General features: G+C 65.5%; 22 protein-coding genes. 10 read left to right on the top strand and 12 right to left on the bottom strand.

What is annotated here, in order from left to right; translation table 11 throughout:
- Positions 1–81 precede the first annotated feature (81 nt).
- The 4 genes from lon to R3P95_RS19595 form a co-directional block, all read right to left on the bottom strand.
- Entirely contained in the window at positions 82–2,397 is a 2,316-nt protein-coding gene (gene lon / locus R3P95_RS19610) for an endopeptidase La (RefSeq protein ID WP_317549226.1), read from the bottom strand.
- Between the two features lie 108 nt (positions 2,398–2,505).
- Positions 2,506–3,207 carry a type 1 glutamine amidotransferase domain-containing protein gene (locus tag R3P95_RS19605; RefSeq protein WP_149406861.1) on the bottom strand — a complete coding sequence of 234 codons (702 nt, stop codon included), beginning with the start codon at positions 3,205–3,207 and terminating at the stop codon, positions 2,506–2,508.
- A gap of 46 nt (positions 3,208–3,253) precedes the next feature.
- Positions 3,254–4,036, bottom strand: a complete 783-nt coding sequence (locus tag R3P95_RS19600; protein WP_317549225.1) for a putative protein N(5)-glutamine methyltransferase — start codon at positions 4,034–4,036, stop codon at positions 3,254–3,256.
- Between the two features lie 211 nt (positions 4,037–4,247).
- On the bottom strand, positions 4,248–4,457 hold the full coding sequence (locus tag R3P95_RS19595; RefSeq protein ID WP_269595683.1) for a helix-hairpin-helix domain-containing protein: 210 nt from the start codon (positions 4,455–4,457) through the stop codon (positions 4,248–4,250).
- 35 nt (positions 4,458–4,492) lie between these two features.
- Between R3P95_RS19595 and R3P95_RS19590 the strand changes: the two genes are divergently transcribed.
- Positions 4,493–5,380, top strand: a complete 888-nt coding sequence (locus tag R3P95_RS19590) for an oxidoreductase (RefSeq protein ID WP_317549224.1) — start codon at positions 4,493–4,495, stop codon at positions 5,378–5,380.
- Between the two features lie 10 nt (positions 5,381–5,390).
- Here R3P95_RS19590 and R3P95_RS19585 read toward each other — a convergent pair whose 3' ends face one another.
- Both R3P95_RS19585 and R3P95_RS19580 read right to left on the bottom strand, forming a co-directional pair.
- Positions 5,391–6,434: a glycerophosphodiester phosphodiesterase family protein gene (locus R3P95_RS19585; protein WP_317549223.1), complete on the bottom strand. Its 1,044-nt coding sequence runs from the start codon at positions 6,432–6,434 to the stop codon at positions 5,391–5,393.
- A gap of 11 nt (positions 6,435–6,445) precedes the next feature.
- On the bottom strand, positions 6,446–7,006 hold the full coding sequence (locus tag R3P95_RS19580; protein WP_317549222.1) for a TetR/AcrR family transcriptional regulator: 561 nt from the start codon (positions 7,004–7,006) through the stop codon (positions 6,446–6,448).
- A 59-nt stretch (positions 7,007–7,065) separates the two neighbouring features.
- On the opposite strand from R3P95_RS19580, the gene zapE reads away from it, so the two are divergent.
- On the top strand, positions 7,066–7,992 hold the full coding sequence (zapE, locus tag R3P95_RS19575) for a cell division protein ZapE (RefSeq protein ID WP_317549221.1): 927 nt from the start codon (positions 7,066–7,068) through the stop codon (positions 7,990–7,992).
- A gap of 96 nt (positions 7,993–8,088) precedes the next feature.
- On the opposite strand, the gene R3P95_RS19570 is transcribed toward zapE, so the two are convergent.
- Positions 8,089–9,207 (bottom strand): GGDEF domain-containing protein, encoded by a 1,119-nt coding sequence (locus R3P95_RS19570; RefSeq protein WP_317549220.1) that lies wholly within the window; start codon positions 9,205–9,207, stop codon positions 8,089–8,091.
- 301 nt (positions 9,208–9,508) lie between these two features.
- On the opposite strand from R3P95_RS19570, the gene R3P95_RS19565 reads away from it, so the two are divergent.
- A complete protein-coding gene (locus R3P95_RS19565) occupies positions 9,509–9,880 on the top strand; it encodes a hypothetical protein (RefSeq protein WP_317549219.1) in 372 nt (123 codons plus the stop codon).
- Positions 9,877–10,764: a pirin family protein gene (locus R3P95_RS19560; RefSeq protein ID WP_317549218.1), complete on the top strand. Its 888-nt coding sequence runs from the start codon at positions 9,877–9,879 to the stop codon at positions 10,762–10,764. The genes R3P95_RS19565 and R3P95_RS19560 overlap by 4 nt, the downstream gene beginning before the upstream one ends.
- On the opposite strand, the gene R3P95_RS19555 is transcribed toward R3P95_RS19560, so the two are convergent.
- From R3P95_RS19555 to R3P95_RS19540, 4 genes are all read right to left on the bottom strand, one after another.
- A complete protein-coding gene (locus R3P95_RS19555; protein ID WP_149406853.1) occupies positions 10,732–11,787 on the bottom strand; it encodes a hemolysin family protein in 1,056 nt (351 codons plus the stop codon). The two genes, R3P95_RS19560 and R3P95_RS19555, sit on opposite strands and share 33 nt — an antisense overlap.
- On the bottom strand, positions 11,784–13,193 hold the full coding sequence (locus R3P95_RS19550; RefSeq protein WP_223145655.1) for a hemolysin family protein: 1,410 nt from the start codon (positions 13,191–13,193) through the stop codon (positions 11,784–11,786). Before R3P95_RS19550 ends, R3P95_RS19555 begins: the two co-directional genes overlap by 4 nt.
- 171 nt (positions 13,194–13,364) lie before the next feature.
- A complete protein-coding gene (locus R3P95_RS19545; RefSeq protein ID WP_283347227.1) occupies positions 13,365–13,907 on the bottom strand; it encodes a ribonuclease H family protein in 543 nt (180 codons plus the stop codon).
- A 120-nt stretch (positions 13,908–14,027) separates the two neighbouring features.
- A complete protein-coding gene (locus tag R3P95_RS19540) occupies positions 14,028–15,221 on the bottom strand; it encodes an MFS transporter (RefSeq protein WP_283347226.1) in 1,194 nt (397 codons plus the stop codon).
- Positions 15,222–15,397: 176 nt separating this feature from the next.
- Here R3P95_RS19540 and R3P95_RS19535 point away from each other — a divergent pair, with 176 nt between their 5' ends.
- From R3P95_RS19535 to R3P95_RS19515, 5 genes are all read left to right on the top strand, one after another.
- Complete coding sequence (locus tag R3P95_RS19535; protein ID WP_283347225.1) at positions 15,398–16,330, top strand: DNA-3-methyladenine glycosylase family protein; 933 nt, start codon at positions 15,398–15,400, stop codon at positions 16,328–16,330.
- A 52-nt stretch (positions 16,331–16,382) separates the two neighbouring features.
- On the top strand, positions 16,383–17,327 hold the full coding sequence (locus R3P95_RS19530) for an aldo/keto reductase (RefSeq protein ID WP_283347282.1): 945 nt from the start codon (positions 16,383–16,385) through the stop codon (positions 17,325–17,327).
- 60 nt (positions 17,328–17,387) lie between these two features.
- Complete coding sequence (locus tag R3P95_RS19525; protein ID WP_394855441.1) at positions 17,388–18,653, top strand: multidrug effflux MFS transporter; 1,266 nt, start codon at positions 17,388–17,390, stop codon at positions 18,651–18,653.
- 39 nt (positions 18,654–18,692) lie between these two features.
- Positions 18,693–19,169: a DUF309 domain-containing protein gene (locus R3P95_RS19520; protein ID WP_317549217.1), complete on the top strand. Its 477-nt coding sequence runs from the start codon at positions 18,693–18,695 to the stop codon at positions 19,167–19,169.
- 106 nt (positions 19,170–19,275) lie between these two features.
- Positions 19,276–19,971 (top strand): condensation domain-containing protein, encoded by a 696-nt coding sequence (locus R3P95_RS19515; protein ID WP_149406848.1) that lies wholly within the window; start codon positions 19,276–19,278, stop codon positions 19,969–19,971.
- Here R3P95_RS19515 and R3P95_RS19510 read toward each other — a convergent pair.
- A complete protein-coding gene (locus R3P95_RS19510) occupies positions 19,949–20,713 on the bottom strand; it encodes a deoxyribonuclease IV (protein WP_317549216.1) in 765 nt (254 codons plus the stop codon). The two genes, R3P95_RS19515 and R3P95_RS19510, sit on opposite strands and share 23 nt — an antisense overlap.
- A 75-nt stretch (positions 20,714–20,788) precedes the next feature.
- Here R3P95_RS19510 and R3P95_RS19505 point away from each other — a divergent pair, with 75 nt between their 5' ends.
- Positions 20,789–21,523 carry an ABC transporter ATP-binding protein gene (locus tag R3P95_RS19505; protein ID WP_068048639.1) on the top strand — a complete coding sequence of 245 codons (735 nt, stop codon included), beginning with the start codon at positions 20,789–20,791 and terminating at the stop codon, positions 21,521–21,523.
- The last annotated feature ends 27 nt before the right edge of the window (positions 21,524–21,550 follow it).

Raw genomic sequence — 21,550 nt, 5'->3', positions numbered from 1 at the left:
AACCTCATGTCACCAACGTAGAACCTCGACATAGGTCGAGGTCAAGTGCGGATCCCCTTACCGACCTCGACTGCACCGAACTCACGCCGCCACGGTTGCGGCCGTCGGCTCGAGGGCGAGCGCAATGATGTCGGCGACGTCGGTCATCGGGCGAACATCCAACGCCTCCAACACCTCTGCGGGCACATCGTCCAGATCCGGTTCGTTGCGCGCCGGTATGAACACCGTCTTCAGGCCCGCACGCTGCGCAGCCAGCAACTTCTGCTTCACCCCGCCGATCGGCAGCACCCGACCGTTCAGCGTGACCTCACCGGTCATGCCGACATCCGAGCGCACCGGCCGTCCGGTGGCCATCGACACCAGGGCCGTCACCATCGTCACACCCGCCGACGGACCGTCCTTCGGCACCGCGCCCGCCGGAACGTGCACGTGGATGCTGCGGTCGAGAGATTCCTGCGTGACGCCGAATCGTGCTGCGTGCGAGCGCACGTAGGACAGTGCGATCTGCGCGGACTCCTTCATCACGTCGCCGAGTTGACCGGTGAGCTTGAGACCCGGATCGCCTTCGGTCGACGCAGCCTCGATGAACAATACGTCGCCGCCGAGTCCGGTGACCGCCAGACCCGTTGCCACACCAGGCACTTCGGTGCGCTCGTGCGCCTCGGGGGTGAAGCGCGGACGACCGAGGTAGGTCACCAGGTCCGGCTCGTCGATGGACAGAACCTCGGTTGTGCCCACCAACTTCGTCGCGACCTTGCGCAAGGCCTTGGCCAGCAGGCGTTCGAGCTGGCGCACTCCCGGCTCACGGGTGTACTCGGCCGCGATGGTGCGGAGCGCGGCGTCGGTGACCGTCACCTCCTCGGATGTGATTGCCGCCCTGTCCATCTGACGGGGGAGCAAGTAGTTCCGGGCGATGACGACCTTGTCGTCCTCGGTGTAGCCGTCGATGGTCACCAGTTCCATCCGGTCGAGCAACGGGCCGGGAATCTGGTCGATCACGTTGGCGGTGGCGAGGAACACCACGTCGGACAGGTCGAGATCCAGATCGAGGTAGTGATCACGGAACGTGTGATTCTGCGCCGGGTCGAGCACCTCGAGCAGAGCGGCGCTGGGGTCGCCGCGATAGTCCGAGCCGACCTTGTCGATCTCGTCCAGCAGGACAACGGGATTCATCGATCCCGCCTCACCGATGGCCCGCACGATCCGACCCGGCAATGCACCGACGTACGTACGACGGTGCCCACGGATCTCGGCCTCGTCGCGGACGCCACCGAGAGCGACGCGCACGAACTTTCGACCGAGCGCACGGGCCACCGACTCGCCGAGCGAGGTCTTGCCGACTCCGGGCGGGCCCGCGAGCACCATGACGGCACCGGACCCACGCCCACCGACCGACTGCAGACCACGTTCGGAGCGACGCGCCCGGACGGCCAGGTACTCGACGATTCGATCCTTCACGTCGTCGAGGCCGTGGTGGTCGGCGTCGAGAACCGCACGTGCAGAATCGATGTCGTTGTTGTCGGTGGTGGTGTTGTTCCACGGCAGATCGAGCACGGTGTCGAGCCAGGTGCGGATCCAGCCAGACTCGGGGCTCTGATCGCTGGCCCGTTCCAGTTTGCCGACCTCACGCAGCGCCTGTTCGCGCACCTTCTCGGGCAGGTCCGCAGCCTCGACACGGCCGCGGTAGTCGTCGGCACCGTCGGGCTCGTCCTCGCCGAGTTCCTTGCGGATGGCCGCCAACTGCTGCCGGAGCAGAAATTCCTTCTGGGTCTTCTCCATGCCCTCGCGGACATCGCCGGAGATCTTGTCGTTGACCTCGACTTCGGCGAGATGGGCCCTGGTCCACTCGATGAAGGACGTCAGACGCGTTGCCACGTCCGGTGTTTCGAGAAGGTCCCGCTTCTGCACGTCGGTGAGATACGACGCGTAGCCGGCGGTATCGGCGATCGCGCCCGGGTCGGTGAGCTTGTTGACCGAGTCGATCACCTGCCATGCGTCGCGACGTTGCAACATCGCCACCACGAGCTGCTTGTATTCGGCAGCAAGGGCTTTGAGGTCATCGCCTGCGGCCTCGTCCGGTACGGGTTCGGCTTCCACCCAGAGGGCAGCGCCGGGTCCGCTGACGCCGTGGCCTATGTGGGCGCGGCGGCCGGCCTTGATGACCGCGGCCGGACGGCCGTCGGCCAGGCGTCCCATCTGCACGATCGTGGCGAGGACGCCGTACGCGGCATAGCGGTCTTCGAGACGCGGCGCGACGAGCAACGTGTCATCGTTGCTCGCCTTCGCCGCGTCGACGGCGGCGCGCGCAGCCTCGTCGAGCTCGACGGGCACCACCATTCCGGGCAGGACGATCGGGTCGGTCAGAAAAAGCACGGGGACACGAACGGTTTCGGTCACTTCTCCTCCAAAAGATTGAGCTATTGGGGCTCAACTTCGAAAGCAGTAGTGATGTTCCCTTCGGTGTCCACTGTTCTCCGTGGGCAGAACGCCGACCGTCCAGACCTGCTACTTCAGCGCGCTGACCAGCTTCTCGGCGAGAGGACGCGTCGACGCCGGGTTCTGACCCGTGTACAGGTTGCGGTCGACGACGACGTTCGGTGCCCACGCATCGACGGAATCGAACTTCGCGCCGTTCTCGCGCAGCCGGGTCTCGAGCAGCCACGGAGCCTTCTCGGCGAGACCGGCCTGGGTCTCTTCCTCGTCGGTGAATCCGGTGAGCTCGTACCCGTCGAATGCCCAGGTTCCGTCACTGCGGACGGCAGGAAGAAGAGCGGCCGGTGCGTGGCACACCGCGGACACCACCTTGTTCGAGTCGAGGAAGTCGACAACCAGTGCACCGAAGCTCTCGGAGACGGCGAGGTCTTCCATCGGTCCGTGACCGCCGGGAACGAAGACGACGTCGAAGTCCGACGCCTTCTGCTCCTCGAGCTTTGCGGGCGAGGACAGGATCGACTCGATAGAGGCGAGGTAGCTCTTCTGATCCGCCACCTTCTCTTCGTCGCCGCCGTTGGCATCGACCGCGAGGCTGCCCTGGTCGACGACCGGAGCCTTGCCGCCCGGCGTGGCGACCGTGATGTCCCAGCCTGCGTCGACGAACGTGCGATGGGACTCGACGAGCTCCTCGGCCCAGTATCCGGTGGGGTGCTTACTTCCGTCGTTCAAGGTCCAGTGATCGGCAGCGGTTACCGCAAACAGCAGTGTAGTCATGCCCCGGGGAATGCCACGAAGACCCACGATCGAAACACCCGGTCGATCACAGCTCGCCCATCGAACCGATCACCACGACGGCGTCGAACATCTCGGACTCGCTGATACTGGCTGCGAATCCCGCCTCGACCACGGTCTGCAGCGTCGAATGCATCAGTGCTGCACTGGTTTCGACGAGGAGATGCCCGCCTGGGGCCAGCCATTCCGGCGCGCCGACGGCGACGCGACGATGAATCCCGGCACCGTCCGTACCGCCGTCGAGCGCGATGTGCGGCTCGTGGATCCGCGCCTCTCTCGGCATCAGCCCGATGTCGCCGGTCGGGACGTAGGGAGCGTTGACGACGATCGCGTCGAATCTGCCGTGCAGTTCCGGCGGTAGTGCGTCGTACAGGTCACCGCCGTGCACGTGACCGACCGGCACCGCGCCCCCGTCGGCATCGAGGTTGCGCCTGGCACACGCGACCGCCGCGGCGTCGATATCGGCGGCGTGCAATTCCATGACGCCACCGACCGACAGCCCTATTGCTCCAGATCCACAACACAGATCCAACAGCACCGAAGGACGCAGCGCTGCAGCACATTCGACGAGAAACTCGGTGCGGCGTCGCGGAACGAACACGCCCGGTTCGACGGCGATGCGTCGACCACAGAACCACACCCACCCGACAACGTGCTCGAGCGGTTCGCCGGCGATGCGGCGTGTGAGCATCTCTTGCAGCTGGGCCGGAGTGGACGCGGACTCGGCGAGGATCTCTGCTTCCTCCTCGGCGAATACACACCCGGCAGCGCGCAGCGAGGTCACCACCGCGTCGTACTCGAGTTCCGCCATGGACGGCCTCCTGAAATGCCGTGCGCCCAGCTGCTTCGTCGAAACACTGTAGCCCGGTATGTCGCAGGAGAGGAGAGTCCGATAAACGTGGATTCCACGGCCCATCGGATCTGCTCGGCCCTGGTAGGCACGCACGACGATGAAGTTTCGAGGCAGAACCGGCAGGTCGGCGTTGACGCAACCGAGTCACTGAGTCTGAGACTTGGGGCATTCAACCCAGCGATCGACCGGTCTGCTCCAGTGCTGCCTGGATGACTGCCAGCGATTTCGGACCGACACCGTGCAGTGTCTCTAGCTCGGCCGCGGGCACCCCGGCGAGATCGTCCAGGCACCGGTATCCCGCCGCGCGGAGTGCCCTAGACGCGGGATTTCCGGTGCCCTTCGGAAACTCCGCATGTTCGTCGGCTTCTGCTCTGCTCACGGGCAAAGTCTAAAACAGACCGGTAGCCTGGCGGCGTGCCCGAAACCAAGCAGAGACGCGTTGTCATCACCGGTGCGAACACCGGTATCGGCTACTACACCGCCTTGGAGTTGGCGAAGCGAGGCGACCACGTGACGCTCGCGTGCCGCAACAAGGACAAGGCCGATGCCGCCGCGGCCAAAATTTCGGCGGAGGCACCCAACGGAACCGTCGACACCGCCACCCTGAATCTCGCCGACCTGGCCTCGGTTCGTGAGTACGCCGCGTCGGCACCGGAGTCGATCGACGTGCTGATCAACAACGCCGGCGTCATGATGCCTGCGTTGCGAACCGAGACGGCGGACGGGTTCGAGCTCCAGCTCGGCACCAATCACCTCGGCCACTTCGCCCTGACCGGCCTGCTGTTCCCCAAGCTCGCTGCGGACGCCAAGATCACCACCATCGCTTCCGTCGCGCACCGGCAGGGCCCCAAGCTCGATTTCGACAATCTCCAGCTCGAACGTGGGTACAACCCCCAGCGTGGATACGCGAACTCCAAGCTCGCGAACATCCTGTTCGCGCTCGAACTCCAGCGCCGGATCGACAAGGCCGGACTGAAGATCACCAGCAATGCCGCGCACCCCGGAATCTCGGCCACCGAGCTGTACTCGAGCCCAGACGGTTTGGGCAGCAACAAGATCCTGTCCACTCTCGCTCCGATCGGACTGAAGTTCTTTTCGCAATCCGCCAGTGCCGGAGCACGTCCCACGCTCTACGCGGTCGACGTTGCGGGTGGCGGCACGTACAGCGGCCCCAAGTCCTTGTTCGAGACGCGCGGTAAGCCGGGCCCGGCGAGCATGACCAAGACCGCACAGGACCCCGCTCTTGCTGCGAAGCTGTGGGACGCCAGCGAGAAGTTGACCGGAGTCGGCTACCCGTTCTGACGGGGAATCGTCACAGGGCGGGCGCGGGCAATGCTAGTCCGCGCTCGCTCATGACGGTGCGCAATCGGTCGGGGTAATCGGTGATCAGGCCGTCGACGCCCAGATCCATCAGCGCGCGCATGGTGTCGGGATCGTCGACGGTCCACGGGATCACTCGTATTCCGCGCTCGTGCGCGGAGTCCACCATGTCCTGGGTGACGTAGAGCTCGAAGTCGGGGTCGCCGACCTTCCCGCTCTGCGGGGTCCCCTGCACGGGTGAGTACGCCGACGCTCCGAACGAATCGATCGCGGCAATCGCATCTCCACCGAAATCGTCGACGTCGATTCCGCCCAGCCAGGGAGAAGCACCGTCCTGGCCCACCTGCAGGAAGTCACCGTTGGTCAGCGCCACCACAGGCACCTCGGGTTCGGCGTCGCGGACCAATTTCAGTGCGCCCCAATCGAAACTCTGCACGGTGACCCGGTCCAGCATGTCTGCGTCGCGGATGGTCGCCAGAACCGTGTCGACGAACTGCTCGCGCGGAGCAGTTTCGGTGGGGCTGCCCGCCTCGACCTTGGTTTCGACGTTCAGCTTCACATCCGGCGCTTCGGCCGACTTCACCAGATCCAACACCTCGGTGAGGGTCGGCATCCGAGCGCCGGGCACGCGTCGTTGCTCCGGGTAGTCCGTGAGAGGTAGGGCTCCGCAGTCGAGAGTGCGAATCTGCGCGAGTGTCAGTGTGTTCACGAACTTCCCGACGTACGGAAACTCGGAGTCCCCCGGTGTGAGCGCACCGGTATCGACGCACTTGCTGTCCGAGACCTTGCGGTCGTGGGTGACGATCGCGATGCCGTCCTCGGTGATCTGAGTATCCAATTCGAGGGTGCTCACCCCGAGTTGCAGTGCGTTGGTGAACGATTCGATGGTGCTCTCGGTAACCAAGCCGAGTCCGCCGCGGTGCGCCTGCAGATCGAACGAGCCGAGCGGGGTCGGGTCCGCTGCCGTGTCCGTTCCGCACCCCGTCAACACCGCGAGGGGAACGCACACCAGAGGCAGGAATCGACCGAATCGCATGCTCGACGAGGCTACGGAGGGTCGGTGTCCACCCGGGTCCCTCGCAGTGAACTCCCGGTACCCTGCAGGTAGACGGAGATCGGTATTCGCAGCGTTGCAACATTTTTCGATGTGCGGCGGCCGAACACCACGTCGGCGATCAAGCCCTCGCAGAGCGAGACCAGGCCACCTCCATGAGCCGGCTCGTCGAACAACTCCCGCGCCCTGTCGAGCGAGAAGAACGATCTAGCCAGCACATCCCGAACATCCTGCGCAACAGCAGGATCGAGCATCAAAGCGTAGCGGGCCCGAAGCTCGATCATTCGATGAGTGAGCGCATCGTGGAGATAGCGCGCGACGACCGTGGCGACATCGCTCTCGTCGCCGGCTGTTTCCATGAACGACGCATGCGAACGCTCGACGAGGCGGGCGGCCACTGCAGCCAACAGATCGGACTTGGTGCGAAAGTAGTAGGACGTCGACCCTGCCGGGTAGTCGAGCGCCGAATCGATCGCCCGATGCGTCAGTGCCCGCAGGCCGTCGCGGGCGATGACTTCGAGCGCCGTATCTGCGATGGCGGTTCGGCGATCCATGAGCGTGACCCTACACACCCACTCTACAAAAGTAGAGGATCGCGGCGTACGGTTCGATCATGAGGCCGAGCGCACCGCGAGACACGTTCGAAGCCGACTTCACCCTCGACGACGCGCAAGCCGCAGCCGCCGACGCGCTCTCGACCCCCGGTGCCGTCGGCGTCTACCTGTGGGGTCCGGTCGGCCGCGGCAAGACCTGGCTGCTCGACGCCTACTTCGCCGGGGCCGAGACCACAGCGAAGAAGCGCGTCCACTTCCATAGCTTCTTTCGCGACCTGCACGCTGCGTACTTCCGTCACGGCTTCTCGATCGACGCTGCCATCGACGACGTCCTCTCGACGGGCGACACCGGAGTGCAGGCCGAACTGCTGTGCTTCGATGAGTTCCACGTCCACGACATCGACAACGCCCGGCTCATCACGCGCATGCTCGACGCCCTCTTCGCCCGCGAGGTCGCTCTGGTCGTCACCTCCAACTACGCCCCCGACGACCTGCTGCCCAATCCGCTGTACCACCCAACCTTCGTTCCGACGATCGAGAAGCTGAAGAGGAATCTCGAGGTGATCTGCGTCGACGGTCCCGTCGACTACCGCGCCGCCGGCACCAGTGGGTCGCGATTCGCGTCGGGAAGTTGGATCCTCGAGTCTGGCATCGACGGTCGGACGTTTGCCGATCTCTGCTGCGCCGCTCGCTCGACGGGCGATTACCTTCGACTGTTCGAGGAGACAGCCAGCTTGACCGTCACCGAGGTGCCCCCGCTGTCGACTGTCGACGAGTTCGCCGCGCAGCGGTTCGCGAATCTCGTGGACGTCGCCTACGACCGTGATGTGCGGGTCGACTTCCACGCCCTCGTCCCGCTGGATGAATTCGCCGTCGGATGTTCGGGTCTCGACACCGATCGATTGGTCAGCAGGCTCAGTGAGTTGGGCCCTACATCGACTCGAGCACCGTTCGATTTCCGCCGTTCGCCTTCGCCCGGTACATGAGGGAGTCCGCCGCGCGCGTGACATCGTTGACCACGTCGACCCCTGATGTCCACGCGTCGGAATCAGGAGTGATCACGACTGCGCCTGCGCTCACTGTCACCGGTATCGGACCGAGCAATCCGTCAGAGTGCCACTCACCTCGAGTACCAGTTCACACAGTTGTTCTGCCTCGCCGACGAGGACGGCCACGAACTCCTCGCCCCCGGTTCTCGCCACCACGCCCGACTTCCCGAGGTGACCGTGGAGACGGTCGGCAACGAGCACGATGACGGCATCACCCTGGTCGTGACCGTAGCGATCGTTGACGCTCTTGAACCGATCGATGTCGACCAGAACGAGAACGAATGCCAACCGCTCGCCGCGAGCGACCGACCACAGATCCTCGATGGCGTTCTGCAGTCCGCGTCTGTTCTTCATCCGTGTCAGCGGATCGATCTCGGATTGCCGTGCATCCTCGCACACCAGCGACCAGGCGATCTGGGCGAAGATCGGGACACCCGACGTCGCACCTCCGGCGACGAGGACTGCGGCGATCGCATCCCACGGACCCCACAATCCCTGTACGTACGCGGCCGCCCCGATGTAGACGATCACCAGATTGGCGAACACGAGGTGCGCTACGAGCAGCCTCGGTCCGAGAAAGAAGGTGCACATCGACCCCGTCAGCGCGAAGAGGAACGTGCCGATCAGCGCCGACGTGGGTACATCGAGAAGAATCACCGACGCCAGACCGACATCGCCGAATACCAGGAAAGTCACCACCTGCCACTTGCGGTCCGGCAGCGGCCCGAACAGCAGATACACGATGGCGGCGCACTGCAGAACCAGGATGAAGATCACGTAGGCAACCGGACCCGATCCGGTCGGCCCGTTCGGTGAGGCCAGCATCAGCATCGACACGGCGGCGTACAGCGCCACACAGCTCGCGAACACGACTCGGATCAATCGGTGCAGCGGACGAGTCGACTTGTGCACGAAAATCCAGTCGAAATCGTGCGGAGCAGCGAACCAATGGCGGATGACCTGAGCCGCACTGGGTTGCGGACCGAGCGGTGGAACGGTGATGCTCGAGATCGATCTCGGCGACGAGACGGTGGTCGACCGTTTGCGGTGGCGACTACGTGTCTCGCCGTGTACCCGCCCCGAACGTGGTCGTAGGGACGCATTCGTTCGCTCGCCGTGGCGCGATGCGGGCAATCGAGAGTCTTCGTGCATGTGGCTCCCCTTGTGAAACGAACTGCCCAGGTGCGAAAGCGTACCGATCATCGTTTCGGCTCGCCCGAAATCTCCTGATCCGGTCTCGCCCAGCCTGCGTAGCGCTCGACGGTCGCTTGCCCAACCGGTGTGGACACCTGTGCTCCACACACAAAGGGAGACACCCACTACTGACGGCGGTCGGGGGCGACAGCAGTAGCGGGTGTCTCATTGGACATTCGCAGCACCTCGCAAGGCGGATGGGTACCGGATGAGAAATTCTTTCGAAGTTTTTCGTCGACCCGAGGCATAGCCTGTGACCATGCCTTTCACAGCAGCGAATCACTACGACTTCACCGGCGACGACATCACCGGGACCCTCGATGCCCATCGATCCGCAGGCGTCTGGGCGGCGCAACTCGTTCTGAGCGGACAGACGCTCGAGTCCACCGATGTCACTCGATCCGACCTGGGTTTCGAGGTTCGCACCGTCGTCGAAAATCTGTCGGACGGCAACCGGACCCACCTGCTGGTCGTACTGCCACGCGTCACCATCGACTCCGACGACGGCCAACCGGCCACCTTCACCTCGTATGCGGTGCTGTACACGGTCCACGGTGGATCGACCGAGGTGCACGGTGCGGCCGAGTCCTACGACGTGCGGCTGCTCAGCGGAACCGCGTTGCACGTATGACCATCGAGATTCTCACCCCACGCGAGGTTCCCCTCGGCGGTCCTCGCGCCTTGAAGGTCCGGCGCACGCTCCCCCAGCGACAGCGTTCATTGATCGGCGCGTGGTGCTTCGCCGACCACTACGGCCCCGACACGTCGTCGATGGACGTGCCGCCGCATCCGCACACCGGACTCCAGACCGTCAGCTGGCTGTTCTCCGGCGAGATCGAGCATCGCGACAGCGTCGGATCGCATGCCATGGTGCGTCCTGGAGAGCTCAATCTGATGACGGCCGGCTACGGCATCAGTCACTCCGAAACCTCCACCCCGGAGACCGAAATTCTGCACGGCATGCAACTGTGGGTGGCACTTCCGGCTCGCTCTCGTTTCACCGAGCCGGCTTTCGAGCACTACGTGCCGCGGACTCACACGAGCCAGGGGCTGACGGCTCGAGTGTTTCTCGGCTCACTGCTCGGCGAGACCTCGCCGGTGGCCACGTTCACCCCACTCCTCGGAGCCGAGATCGTGCTCGACGCCGGAGCCCGCGTCACCCTCGACGTCGACCCGACGTTCGAACACGGCGTCATCGTCGATCAGGGCACCGTGACGATGGACGAGACCGTCCTCGCCGCAGCCGAACTCGGTTATCGCGAACCGGGCGATTCGACGCTCGATCTGCACAATCCGACCCGAGAGCCGGTGCGGATGCTGCTGCTCGGTGGACCGCCGTTCGGGGAGCAGATCGTCATGTGGTGGAACTTCGTCGGCCGCAGCCACGAGGACGTCGTCGAGTACCGGGCCGCCTACGAGCGCGGCAGCGAGCAGTTCGGCACCGTCGAGGGCTATCCGGGATCTCGACTGCACGCACCTGCGCTACCCAACAGTCGGATGCAACCGCGCGGCTGAATTGTCCTGCTGTGCAGCACGAGCCGTGGGCAGTACGCGTTTGATGACGTCGGTGAGCGTGACGATGCCGAGGAACTGTCCGTCGGTCTCGACAACCGCGAGCTGAACGCTGCGGTTGCGCATCTGCCGTAGCAACTCGTACACCGGTGTCGATCCGTCGACCGAGTAGGCCTCCCGTGCGTAGTCGGCGGCGGGTTCCTCGGCGGCTGCCAGCAACGTGTCGCGCACGTGCACGACACCGGGCGTCGCGCCTGCGCTGTCGGTGAGCAGTACCCGCAGGTGACCGGACCGCAGCGCCGCGGCCTGCACGTCGGACACCGTGGCACCGTGCGGAACCGACGTCGCCTTGGAGTCGGGCACCGTGATCTTCTCGACGGTCAGCGTCTCGAGTTCGATCACCCGGGTGATCTGGGTTTGCAGTTCCGGTTCCAGTACGCCGACCTGCGACGAGTACTCGACGAGGTTGCGGATGGTCTCGGCGTCGCGGCCGCCGACCGCAGCGTTCTCGACCGGCTCCACTCCCGACCGTTGGACGAGCGTGTTGGCGATCTTGTTGACCCACACCAGGAACAGCCGGAAGGGGCGGATGAACGCCCGAGACGGCAACCCGATGATGGTGGCAGCGAGTTCGGGGTGTGCGATGGCCCAGGATTTCGGGGCCATCTCACCGATCACCAGATGCAGAAACGTCACGAGCAACAGCGACAGCGCGAACGCGGCGGTTCCGGCCAACCATCCCGGCACACCCCACGAGGTGAACACCGGGCCCAGCCAGGAATCGACGGCAGGCTTGGTGACGGCACCGAGAGCGAAGGTGCAGGCAGTGATGCCGAGCTGCGCGCCTGCCAGCATGATCGTCAACTCGTTCATTCCGCGCAGCGCGGCCCGAACCGATCGGCTCGTGCCTGCCTTCTCCTCCAGTCGATGCCTACGGGCACCGAGCAGCGCGAACTCGATGACGACGAAGAACGCACTCAGCGCGATGAGCAGTACCGTCACCGCGACGACGACCCACGCGTTCATCGCTCCGCGTCCTCGTCCGACTCCGACGACGCCTCGCTGCCGTCCGGCGAGTTCTCGTGCAGTCTGATTCTCAGCTCACTCGGCACGTGCCGGTCCACCTCGAGCACCTCGACTTCCAGGGACGGACGCGGCGGTTCGTCTTCCATCAGATCGGCTCCGAACACCGCGAGATCGATACGAACGGTGTCTCCGACCTCGGGCAGATTCCCGCCCTCCGCGATGAGCAGGCCTGCGAGCGTCTCGTAATCGCCTCGCGGCAACAGCATGTCGCGACCGATCGTGCGTTCGACCTCGTCGACGTGGACGTCGCCGTCCATGAGCCACACTCCGTCTTCCTGATCGTGCACGCCTGCGATGTCCTCGTCGTCGTGCTCGTCGGTGATCTCGCCGACCAATTCCTCGGCGAGATCCTCGATGGTGAGCACCCCGGCGAATCCGCCGTACTCGTCGATGACGCACGCCAGTTCGTTCTTGGTGCTGGACAACAACTCCAGGGCATCTTCGAGTGGCATGAGCTCCGGCACGATCAGCGGTGCCCGCATGATCTCGGTGACCGGCCGCGTGTCGTCGGGCGCAGCGGCCATCACCTCGGCCAGCTGCACCACACCGATCGGCTCCTCACGGTCGCCGATCACCGGATACCGGGTGTGCGCACGCACCATCCGCGCCCGCATCTCACCGATGGCAGTGGTGGGCGTGACCGCATCCACCCGAGTGCGAGGAATCATCGCGTGTGCGACATCGCGCTCGGGAAAGTCCAGGATGCGATCGAGCAGCAACGAGAGGTCCTCGGTCAGATCCCCGCTCGCGCGGGAGTCTTCGATGATGCTCTCCAGATCCTTCGCGGTGGCGCTGCTGTCCACGTCGTGCACCGGCTCGACTCGCAGCAGACGCAACATCGCGTTGGAGGATTTGTCGAAGAAGGTGATCAGCCAACCGAAGGCGGCCAGGTAGATGAGCGTCGAGCGGGCAAGGCGTCGGGACAGCGGATCGGGACTGGCGATGGCGAGATTCTTCGGATACAGCTCGCCGAAGATCATCTGCACGACGGTCGCGAGCACGAGAGCGCCAACCGTGCCGATGGAAATGCCCACCGCGATGGGCACTCCGGCACTGCTGAGCAGCTCGCCCAGCGATTCTCCGATGAACGGCTCGGCCACGTATCCGACCATCAGACCGGTGACAGTGATACCCAACTGCGCGCCCGACAGCATGAACGACGTGCGCTTGGTGACCTTCAGTGCCCGCTCGGCCGACGCGTCGCCCTTCTCGGCACCGGTACGCAATGTCGCCCGGTCGACGGACATGTAAGCGAACTCCTGGGCGACGAAGTACCCGTTGGCCGCGATGATCGCGGCGGTGAGCACGAAGCCGAGGAGCAAGGAAAGCAGCGCGGTGATCACCATGCGATCACGCGAGAACGAACGGCCGGAGCAGCGGCCACGGGTGGCCGAAAGAAGTCTATGGAGTGCACAGTGCGCTCGACGCCTCCGGTGTCAGAGAATCCGATTCGAGTGGAATGTCCAGATTCTACCGGCTGCCGTTGTCCAATTCTCACGTCCGGGCGGGATGCCCGATCAGAACAGCGTCGGGACCGCGTCGTCGGACGTGGGCCGTGTCACCGGTGCCTGAGAGGCAGGGGCAGCAGCCACCGGAGCCGGTGTTGTCGCTACCGGTGCCGGCGTACCGGCGGCGGCCACGGCGCGTGCGGCCTCACCGGCCAAGGCGTCGGCCGCTTCGTTGAAGTGATTGCCGACGTGTCCGCGGACCCACCGGAACCGGACCGGACCCTCACGTTCGGTGATGGCTCGCTCGATGCTCTGCACCAGCTCCAGGTTGCGCACCGGAGTACCGCCCGCTGTTTTCCAGCCCTTGCGCTTCCAGCCCGCGAGCCATTCCGACGCGCACTTGATCGCGTACTGCGAGTCGGATTCGATCAACAGCGGCTCGGGGCCCGGGTGCGCCAGAACCGCCTCCAGCAGGGCCCTGAGCTCGGCAACCTGGTTGGTGCCCGAGGGCTCACCGCCGGAGTTGCTCGGCCCCGTGTGGTTGACCCACGCCCACCCGATTGCTCCGCCGGGGTTACGCAGACACGAGCCGTCCGTACTCACGATGATCACGGTCTCAGACCCTACTTCGGGGCACCGACAAACTCCGGGTGACTCGCGCACGAACACCGAGGTACTTGGCACTCGACTGCGCGGCAGTGCGAATTCGATTCCGGCGCACTGCCAACCGGGTCAGGCGTAGTGGGACTCCCTGGCCTTCCTGCCGTCGAGGGTGAGCAGCACGAACGCCACCGCCGCGAGCGCTGCGACGAGCGCGGAGAACACCAGTCCCGCAGTCACCAATCCCCATTCGTTCGCCGCAGCCCCGGCCCCGATGACCGGCAACGAGATGGCGACGTACAGCACCACGAAGAACGTCGAGGTCACTTCTGCTCGACGTTCCGGCGGAAGCCCAGCGGCGATGGCCGCCATACCGTTGCTGAACGTCACGCCCTGCCCGACGCCGCACAGCAGCGCCGCGATCACCAGGACCGGCAGCGACGTCAGGAGCAGCGACAGCGCCAGGACCACCAGCCCGATCGTCAGAACGAAGCAACCCCAGCGCTGCGCCGACGTCGGATCGGCCCGGCCCAGCAGGATCTGCGCGGTCGCGGATGCCGCGAAGACCGCGAACACCACGACACCGGTGACGGCATGGTTGTCGATCTGCAGCACCCCCGCGATGAATCCCGGTGATACCGCGGTGAACAGGCCGAGCACTGCGAAACCGGCGAAACCACCGATCGACGCGCGCAGAAAAGTGCCACGAACGTCCGCCGGTACGGACAGTCGTTGCATCTGCGGGCGCGCCCCCGCTGCGACCCGAACGGTTTCGGGAGCGAGAAACACCGCCAGAGCGGCCACCGCGAGCAGGCCGATGTCGACGAAGAAGGTCAGGCGTAGCGGTTGCGGAAGGTATTCGGCCAGCAACCCGGCCACCAGCGGACCCAGGCCGAGGCCGCCGATATTGGCCGCCGTGGCGATCGCCGGGGCACGGTCCCGCCACTTGTCCGGCACCAGTTCGATCAGGGTCACCGTCGCGGTTCCGACGAAAATTCCAGCCGACAATCCGGACAGCACCCGCCCGATCACCAGCGCCGTGAGCGAGCCCGCAGTCACGAACACCACGGCACTGATCAGACCGAACCCGATGCCCGCCAACAGCATCGGACGACGACCGAGCGAATCCGACCACCGCCCGAAAGCCAGCAGGGCGGCGAGTACACCGACCGCGTACGCCGCGAACACCAGCGTGACGACGAATACGGAGAACCCGAACTCGACCTCGTACAACGCGTAGAGCGGCGTCGGCATGGTCGTACCCATCATCGCCACGACGAACGCGTACGCGACTCCGACGAACGATGCGGCACTCGATCGAGCCACGAAAATCCTCCTGACGCTGTAGACCTGGCCAGAGGCGGCGAGAGACTCCGTGCGGCACTCCTGCGCTCCGCGAGGCACTATGTATCTTGCCGTCGACGTTGCAACAGTGTCGACCGACGCCCTGACGGGGACCCACTCGGTCCGCATGGCCACGACCGTTCGGAGGTGACGAACCGATGCCCGACGACGCCGGTACCGACGGGATCGCGCGCCTGGTCACGTCCGAGCAGCGCATCGACGTCCGGATGTCGGTGTCGCCGTTGCGCCGTGGCGGCGGTGATCCCACCTACGAGTCGACGCCGGACGGCGGGATCTGGCGCACGTCGAGGATGAGTTCGGGCCCGGTGACCTACCGCCTGACACAGGTGTCGCCGACGAGCGCGCAGGTTCGAGCCTGGGGCCCCGGCGCACCCGAACTGTTGGACGCGGCACCCGCTCTGCTGGGGTTGGACGACGACGCCGGCACCTTCGCACCGGAGCATCCGATTCTCCGGGAAGCCCATCGGCAGCTACCGCACCTGCGACTGGGTCGAACCGGACTGGTACTCGAGGCCCTGATTCCGGCGATCATCGAACAACGCGTACACGGAATTTCGGCATTCGGATCGTGGCGGTACCTGGTGAGCAAGTTCGGCGACAAGGCACCGGGTCCGACGCCCAAGCCGATGTTCGTCTTCCCCACACCCGACGTGTGGCGCCGCATTCCGTCGTGGGACTACCACCGAGCCAACGTCGACCCGGCCCGATCCAAGACCATCGTCCGCGCTGCCTGCGCGGCCGGACGCCTGGAGGAGGCGTCGGGAATGACACCGGAGGACGCTGCGCGCAGGCTGCGAGCCATCCCGGGCGTCGGTGTCTGGACGGCGGCCGAGACCGCGCAACGCGCCCTCGGGGATCCCGACGCATTGTCGGTGGGCGACTACCACCTGGCGTCGGTGGTGGGCTGGTCACTGCTGGGTAGACCGATCGACGACGCGGAGATGGTCGAGTATCTGCAGCCCCTGGCCCCGCATCGGCATCGCGCGATTCGGCTGCTGTACCTGAGCGGCAAGGCCACCAAGCCCAAATTCGGTCCGCGAACCGCTCTGGTGGACCACACGTGGCATTGAGCCCCGAACTGCTCGTACAGTCGAGTTGTACGCCAACGTAAGGGGTTTGTCCGTGGTTGCCATCGGCCGTTCCGATCTCGACATCTTTCCGCTCGCCCTCGGCGGGAACACCTTCGGCTGGACCAGCGACGAGGCTGCGTCCTTCGAGATTCTCGATGCGTTCACCGCGGGCGGAGGCAACTTCGTCGACACCGCGGATTCGTACTCGGCATTCGCCGACGGCAACTCCGGCGGCGAATCCGAAACCATCATCGGCAACTGGACCAGAGCCCGCGGAAACCGGGACGACGTCGTCATCGCCACCAAGGTCAGCCAGCATCCCGAGTTCCGCGGACTGGCCGCGGACAACATCCGGGCTGCCGCCGACGCGTCGCTGAGCCGGCTGCAGACCGACCACATCGACGTCTACTACGCGCACTACGACGACGAGAAGACCCCACTCGTGGAGTCCCTCGCCGCGTTCGACGGGTTGGTCGAAGCAGGCAAGGTCCGGCACGTCGCAATCTCGAACTACTCGCCTGCACGCGTTCGCGAGTGGCTGGAACTGACGAAGGAGAACGGTTTCGCTCCGCCGATCGCACTGCAGCCGCACTACAACCTCGTGGCCCGTCGCGATTACGAGGGCGAGCTGCAGAACCTGGCCGTCGAGAACGACCTCGGTGTGTTCCCGTACTTCTCCCTCGCCGCCGGGTTCCTGACGGGCAAGTACCGCACCCGCGAGGACTTGGCCGGCAAGCAGCGAGAACGACTGACCACCGGATACTTCTCCGATGCCGGTCTGGACGTGGTGCAGGGTCTGCGCGAGATCGCCGAATCCCGTGCGGCAGAGATCTCGAGCGTCGCGCTGGCCTGGCTGCTGGCCCGACCGGGAGTCACCGCCCCGATCGCGAGTGCGAGCAAGATATCTCAGCTACCGGCCCTGCTCGATGCGCCGGCGTTGGCTCTGACCAGCCAGGAAGTCGAGAAGCTGACGGTACTGTCCGATGCCGTGGCCTAGAACACGAAAGTTGTAGTCAGCAACGGGAACAGAACGAGTACCCCGGTTGCTGAACCTCGGGTGGCCCTAGCACCGAACACGTCAGCAACCGAGACAGCCGTAGCCGAAGCACAGGCAACGAAGACGTCCCCCGAGCCGACCTCCAAGGAACGCCTGCGGGTGATCCTGGTGCTCGGCGCGCTCATCGCGCTCGGCCCCTTGACCATCGACATGTATCTGCCGGCTCTTCCGGCGATCGCCGACGACCTGAACACGTCCTCGTCCGCCGTGCAGCTCACCCTCGCAGGCACCCTGGTCGGCCTTGCCCTCGGTCAGCTGATCATCGGGCCGCTGTCGGACATCGTCGGCCGACGGCTGCCACTCATCGTCGGCACCGGAGTGCACATCCTGGCCTCCGTGGCATGCATCGTGGCTCCCAACATCGCTGTTCTCGGTGGCCTTCGCGTCGTACAGGGTCTGGGTGCTGCGGCCGCAGCCGTGGTCGCGATGGCCATCGTGCGCGACCTGTTCAGCGGCCGCGCCGCCGCGACCGTCCTGTCCCGCCTGATGCTGGTCATGGGCGTCGCTCCCGTGCTGGCTCCGTCGCTGGGCGGTGGCGTGCTGCTGGTCGGATCGTGGCGTCTCGTGTTCGCGGCGCTGGCGATCATGGGTGTCGCTCTGATGACTCTTGCCATCGTGTCGCTCCGCGAAACGCTGCCGCCCGAGCGTCGCCGCGCCAGCGGCGTCATGCCGGTACTGCGTACCTACCGTTCACTGCTGCGGGACGCCCAGTTCGTCGTTCTCGTCCTCGTCGCCGCACTGGCGATGGCCTCGCTGTTCGCGTACATCGCCGGGTCGTCGTTCGTCCTGCAGGAGGAGTTCGGCCTCGACGAGCAGCAGTTCGCGATCGTCTTCGCCGCCGGTGCCATCTCGCTCATCGGGGCTTCGCAGCTCAACGTCCTTCTGCTCGGACGCTTCGCACCGGTGCAGATCGTGCTGACGGCGCTGTCCTTCGCCGTGTTCGCGGGTGCTGTCATGACGGTCCTGGCGATCACCGGGGTCGGCGGCATGGCCGGATTCGTCGTCCCTCTGTGGTTCGTGCTCGGGGCCGTCGGATTCGTGATGCCCAACGCGCCCGCGCTCGCACTGTCCAGGCACGGTGAGGCAGCAGGCGGTGCCGCTGCCCTCCTCGGAGCAGCTCAGTTCGGACTCGGTGCCATCGTCGCGCCGATCGTCGGCGTGCTCGGAAACGACGCGATCGCTGTGGCCACCACGATGGTCGTGACCTCTGCTGCAGCGCTGATCGCGCTGGGTGTCATCACCGCGCGCTCGTCTTCCCACCGATGAGCACGGTGGTGCGGGCCACCACACACTAGGGTTTCCGCCATGGCCGAACGCGAACGTGATGCGCACGGTAAACCCCTCAATGCCAGGCCTCGTGACGGTCTTGGGCGTCCCATGGCTCGCGGTGGAAACGGAACCCCACGGGTGCCGGACGACCTTCGGCTTCCGCCCACCGCCGCTCTCGTCGAAGCGCAGAGATTCCTGGACGCGAACATGCCGTTCCATGCGCACGAGGTACTGGAAGGCACCTGGAGGAGCTGCCCGTCCGACGAGCGTCCGCTGTGGCAGGGCCTCGCCCAACTCGCCGTCGGGTTGACCCATCTGATGCGCGGGAATCGCGTCGGCGCCGCCTCGCTGCTTCGGCAGGGACACGACCGGCTCGTCGGCTTCGAGTGCAACCCACCGCACCACCTCGACGTCACCGGGCTGCTGACCTGGTCGGAGGGCCTGCTCGGCGAGCTCGAGACCGGAAGGTTGCCGGTCGCTCCCGGCATTCCGGCGCTGCGCGCCACCGGCTGAACCGATCCCGACAGGGGGCGTCCTGGCGTCCGATCACGGCTTGAGCTAGCCTGGCGAGGGTTAGGTAAGGCTAGGACAATCTGCACCGAAAGTGGGGTTCGTCGCCGTGACCGTGTTCGCACCGCTCAGACTCGTGCACCGCGAGACGATCAGTCCGGCTCAGCTCGGACGCACTCTCTGCACCGAGGTAGCCGAACAGGTTCCGTACTGGGTGGCCGTCCTGACTCCGGCGGAGCGGCCGTTGCTCACCGAACACACCGCAGTCCTCGAACAGACGTCGATGACGTTCACTCTGCCCGACGGCCGACACCACCGCCGCATTCTGCTGCTCGCCGCTCTGGGCTCGGCCGTGTCCACGTGGCAGAGAAACAACCGTCGCGGCTCCTCGGCCGGCGTGCTGGTGGACCTCGACCTCGAGAGCACCGGCGCACTTCACCCGGTCCGGCTTCCCACGCTTCCCGTCGACGCGCTCGCCGTCCCTTCGCACCGTGAGCACCTCGTCGACGAGGTCGCGAGGCGACTCGACTCGGTGCCGAACGGCGGCTGCGACTACGCGCTGGCCCGCAACTATCCCGCGCTGGCCTCGCGCGCAGGAGCACAGATCATCGTGCACGAGGATGCACTGGCAGAGCCCAGTCGCGATCACGCCATCGACATCGGGATCACCGTGACGGGTGCGGGTACCGCACTCGCGCGCATCGCCTGGGCTGCGAATCTGCCGGGCATCGACGAACTGATCCGGCTGTGGGCGTCGGCCGTGAACGACCTCGCTCTCACCACTACAGGCTCTTCAGCAGCCTGACGTCGTCTTCGATCCCCTCGGGCGGAGTCTCCAGGATCACCGGCGCGTCGGCCGCAAGTGCGACGGCGGTCAGAATCTCGGCGTCGACCGTCCCGGTGCCGAGATTGGCGTGCCGGTCCCTGGCCGAGTCGAACTCGTCGCGTGAGTTGTTCAGGTGCACCAGATCGATTCGTCCGGTGATGGCCTTGATCCGGTCGACCACGTCGACCAGATCCTCGCCCCCGGCCCACGCATGACAGGTGTCCAGGCAGAAGCCGGCACCGAATTCACCGATCGCGTCCCACAACCGGGCGATGTCGTCGAAGTGGCGTGCCATCGCGGAGTCTCCGCCTGCGGTGTTCTCGACGAAGATCGGCACGGCGAAGCCGCCCTGCTCCGCTTGGCGCTCGAACAGCTTGCGCCAGTTGTCGATTCCCTTGGCAGTGTCCTCACCCTCACGGACGTGGCCGCCGTGGACGACCAAACCGATGGCCCCGATCTCGGCCGCAGCAGCAGCCTGCTCGACGACGGCCTTGCGCGACGGAATGCGGATCCGATTGTTCAAGCTCGCCACATTGAGGACGTAGGACGAGTGCACCACCACGTCGACATCGCCGGCCAGCAACGCCTCGCCCTGAGGATGTGGGGAGAGCTTGTTCCACTTCTGCGGATCGGTGAGGAACATCTGGACGAGGTCGACGCCGAGAGCCTCGGCCGTTCCGAGAGGGTCGCTGCTGTCGCGGACGTGGGCTCCGATGCGCATGACGCCCATCATAGAGGTGGTGTTCAGGGTCTCCCCTGATAGCGACCGGCGCAGAACGCTGGAACACTGGCACCCATGAGCGACATTGCCGCACGTGCGGTCGACGTATCGAAGGTCTACGGATCAGGGGACACCCAGGTCCACGCACTGTCCGGGGTGAGCGTCGAATTCGCTCGCGGAGAATTCACCGCCATCATGGGCCCCTCGGGTTCGGGCAAGTCCACGCTCATGCACTGCCTGGCCGGCTTGGACAACGCATCCTCGGGAACGGTGACCATCGGCGACACCGAGTTGACGGCGCTCTCCGACAAGGAGATGACCGGATTGCGAAGGGACCGAATCGGATTCGTGTTCCAGGCCTTCAACCTGGTGCCGACCCTCACCGCGCTGGAGAACATCACCCTGCCCCTCGACATCGCCGGCCGCACGCCGGACAAAGAATGGCTCGACACCGTGGTCGACCGACTCGGCCTGCGCGACCGCCTCGATCACCGCCCCAGCGAACTCTCGGGCGGACAGCAGCAGCGAGTGGCGTGCGCCCGTGCACTGGCAGGCCGACCCGACATCGTGTTCGGCGACGAGCCCACCGGTAACCTGGACTCCCGCTCGTCCGGCGAGGTGCTGTCGATTCTGCGCACTGCCGCAGACGAATTCGATCAGACCGTCGTCATCGTCACGCACGATCCACGCGCGGCCAGTTACGCCGACCGCGTCGTGTTCCTCGCCGACGGCGCAGTCATCGATCAGCTGAACTCGCCCACGGCCGACGCCGTACTCGAGCGGATGAAGAAACTCGAGACGGTCCGATAATGGCGCACTCCATCGCCAAGAAATCTG

It is taken from the genome of Rhodococcus cercidiphylli (assembly GCF_033042225.1).
GTDB lineage: Bacteria > Actinomycetota > Actinomycetes > Mycobacteriales > Mycobacteriaceae > Rhodococcoides.
The sequence above is the reverse complement of the archived record's forward strand: the minus strand, read 5'-3'. Positions and strand labels throughout refer to the sequence as shown.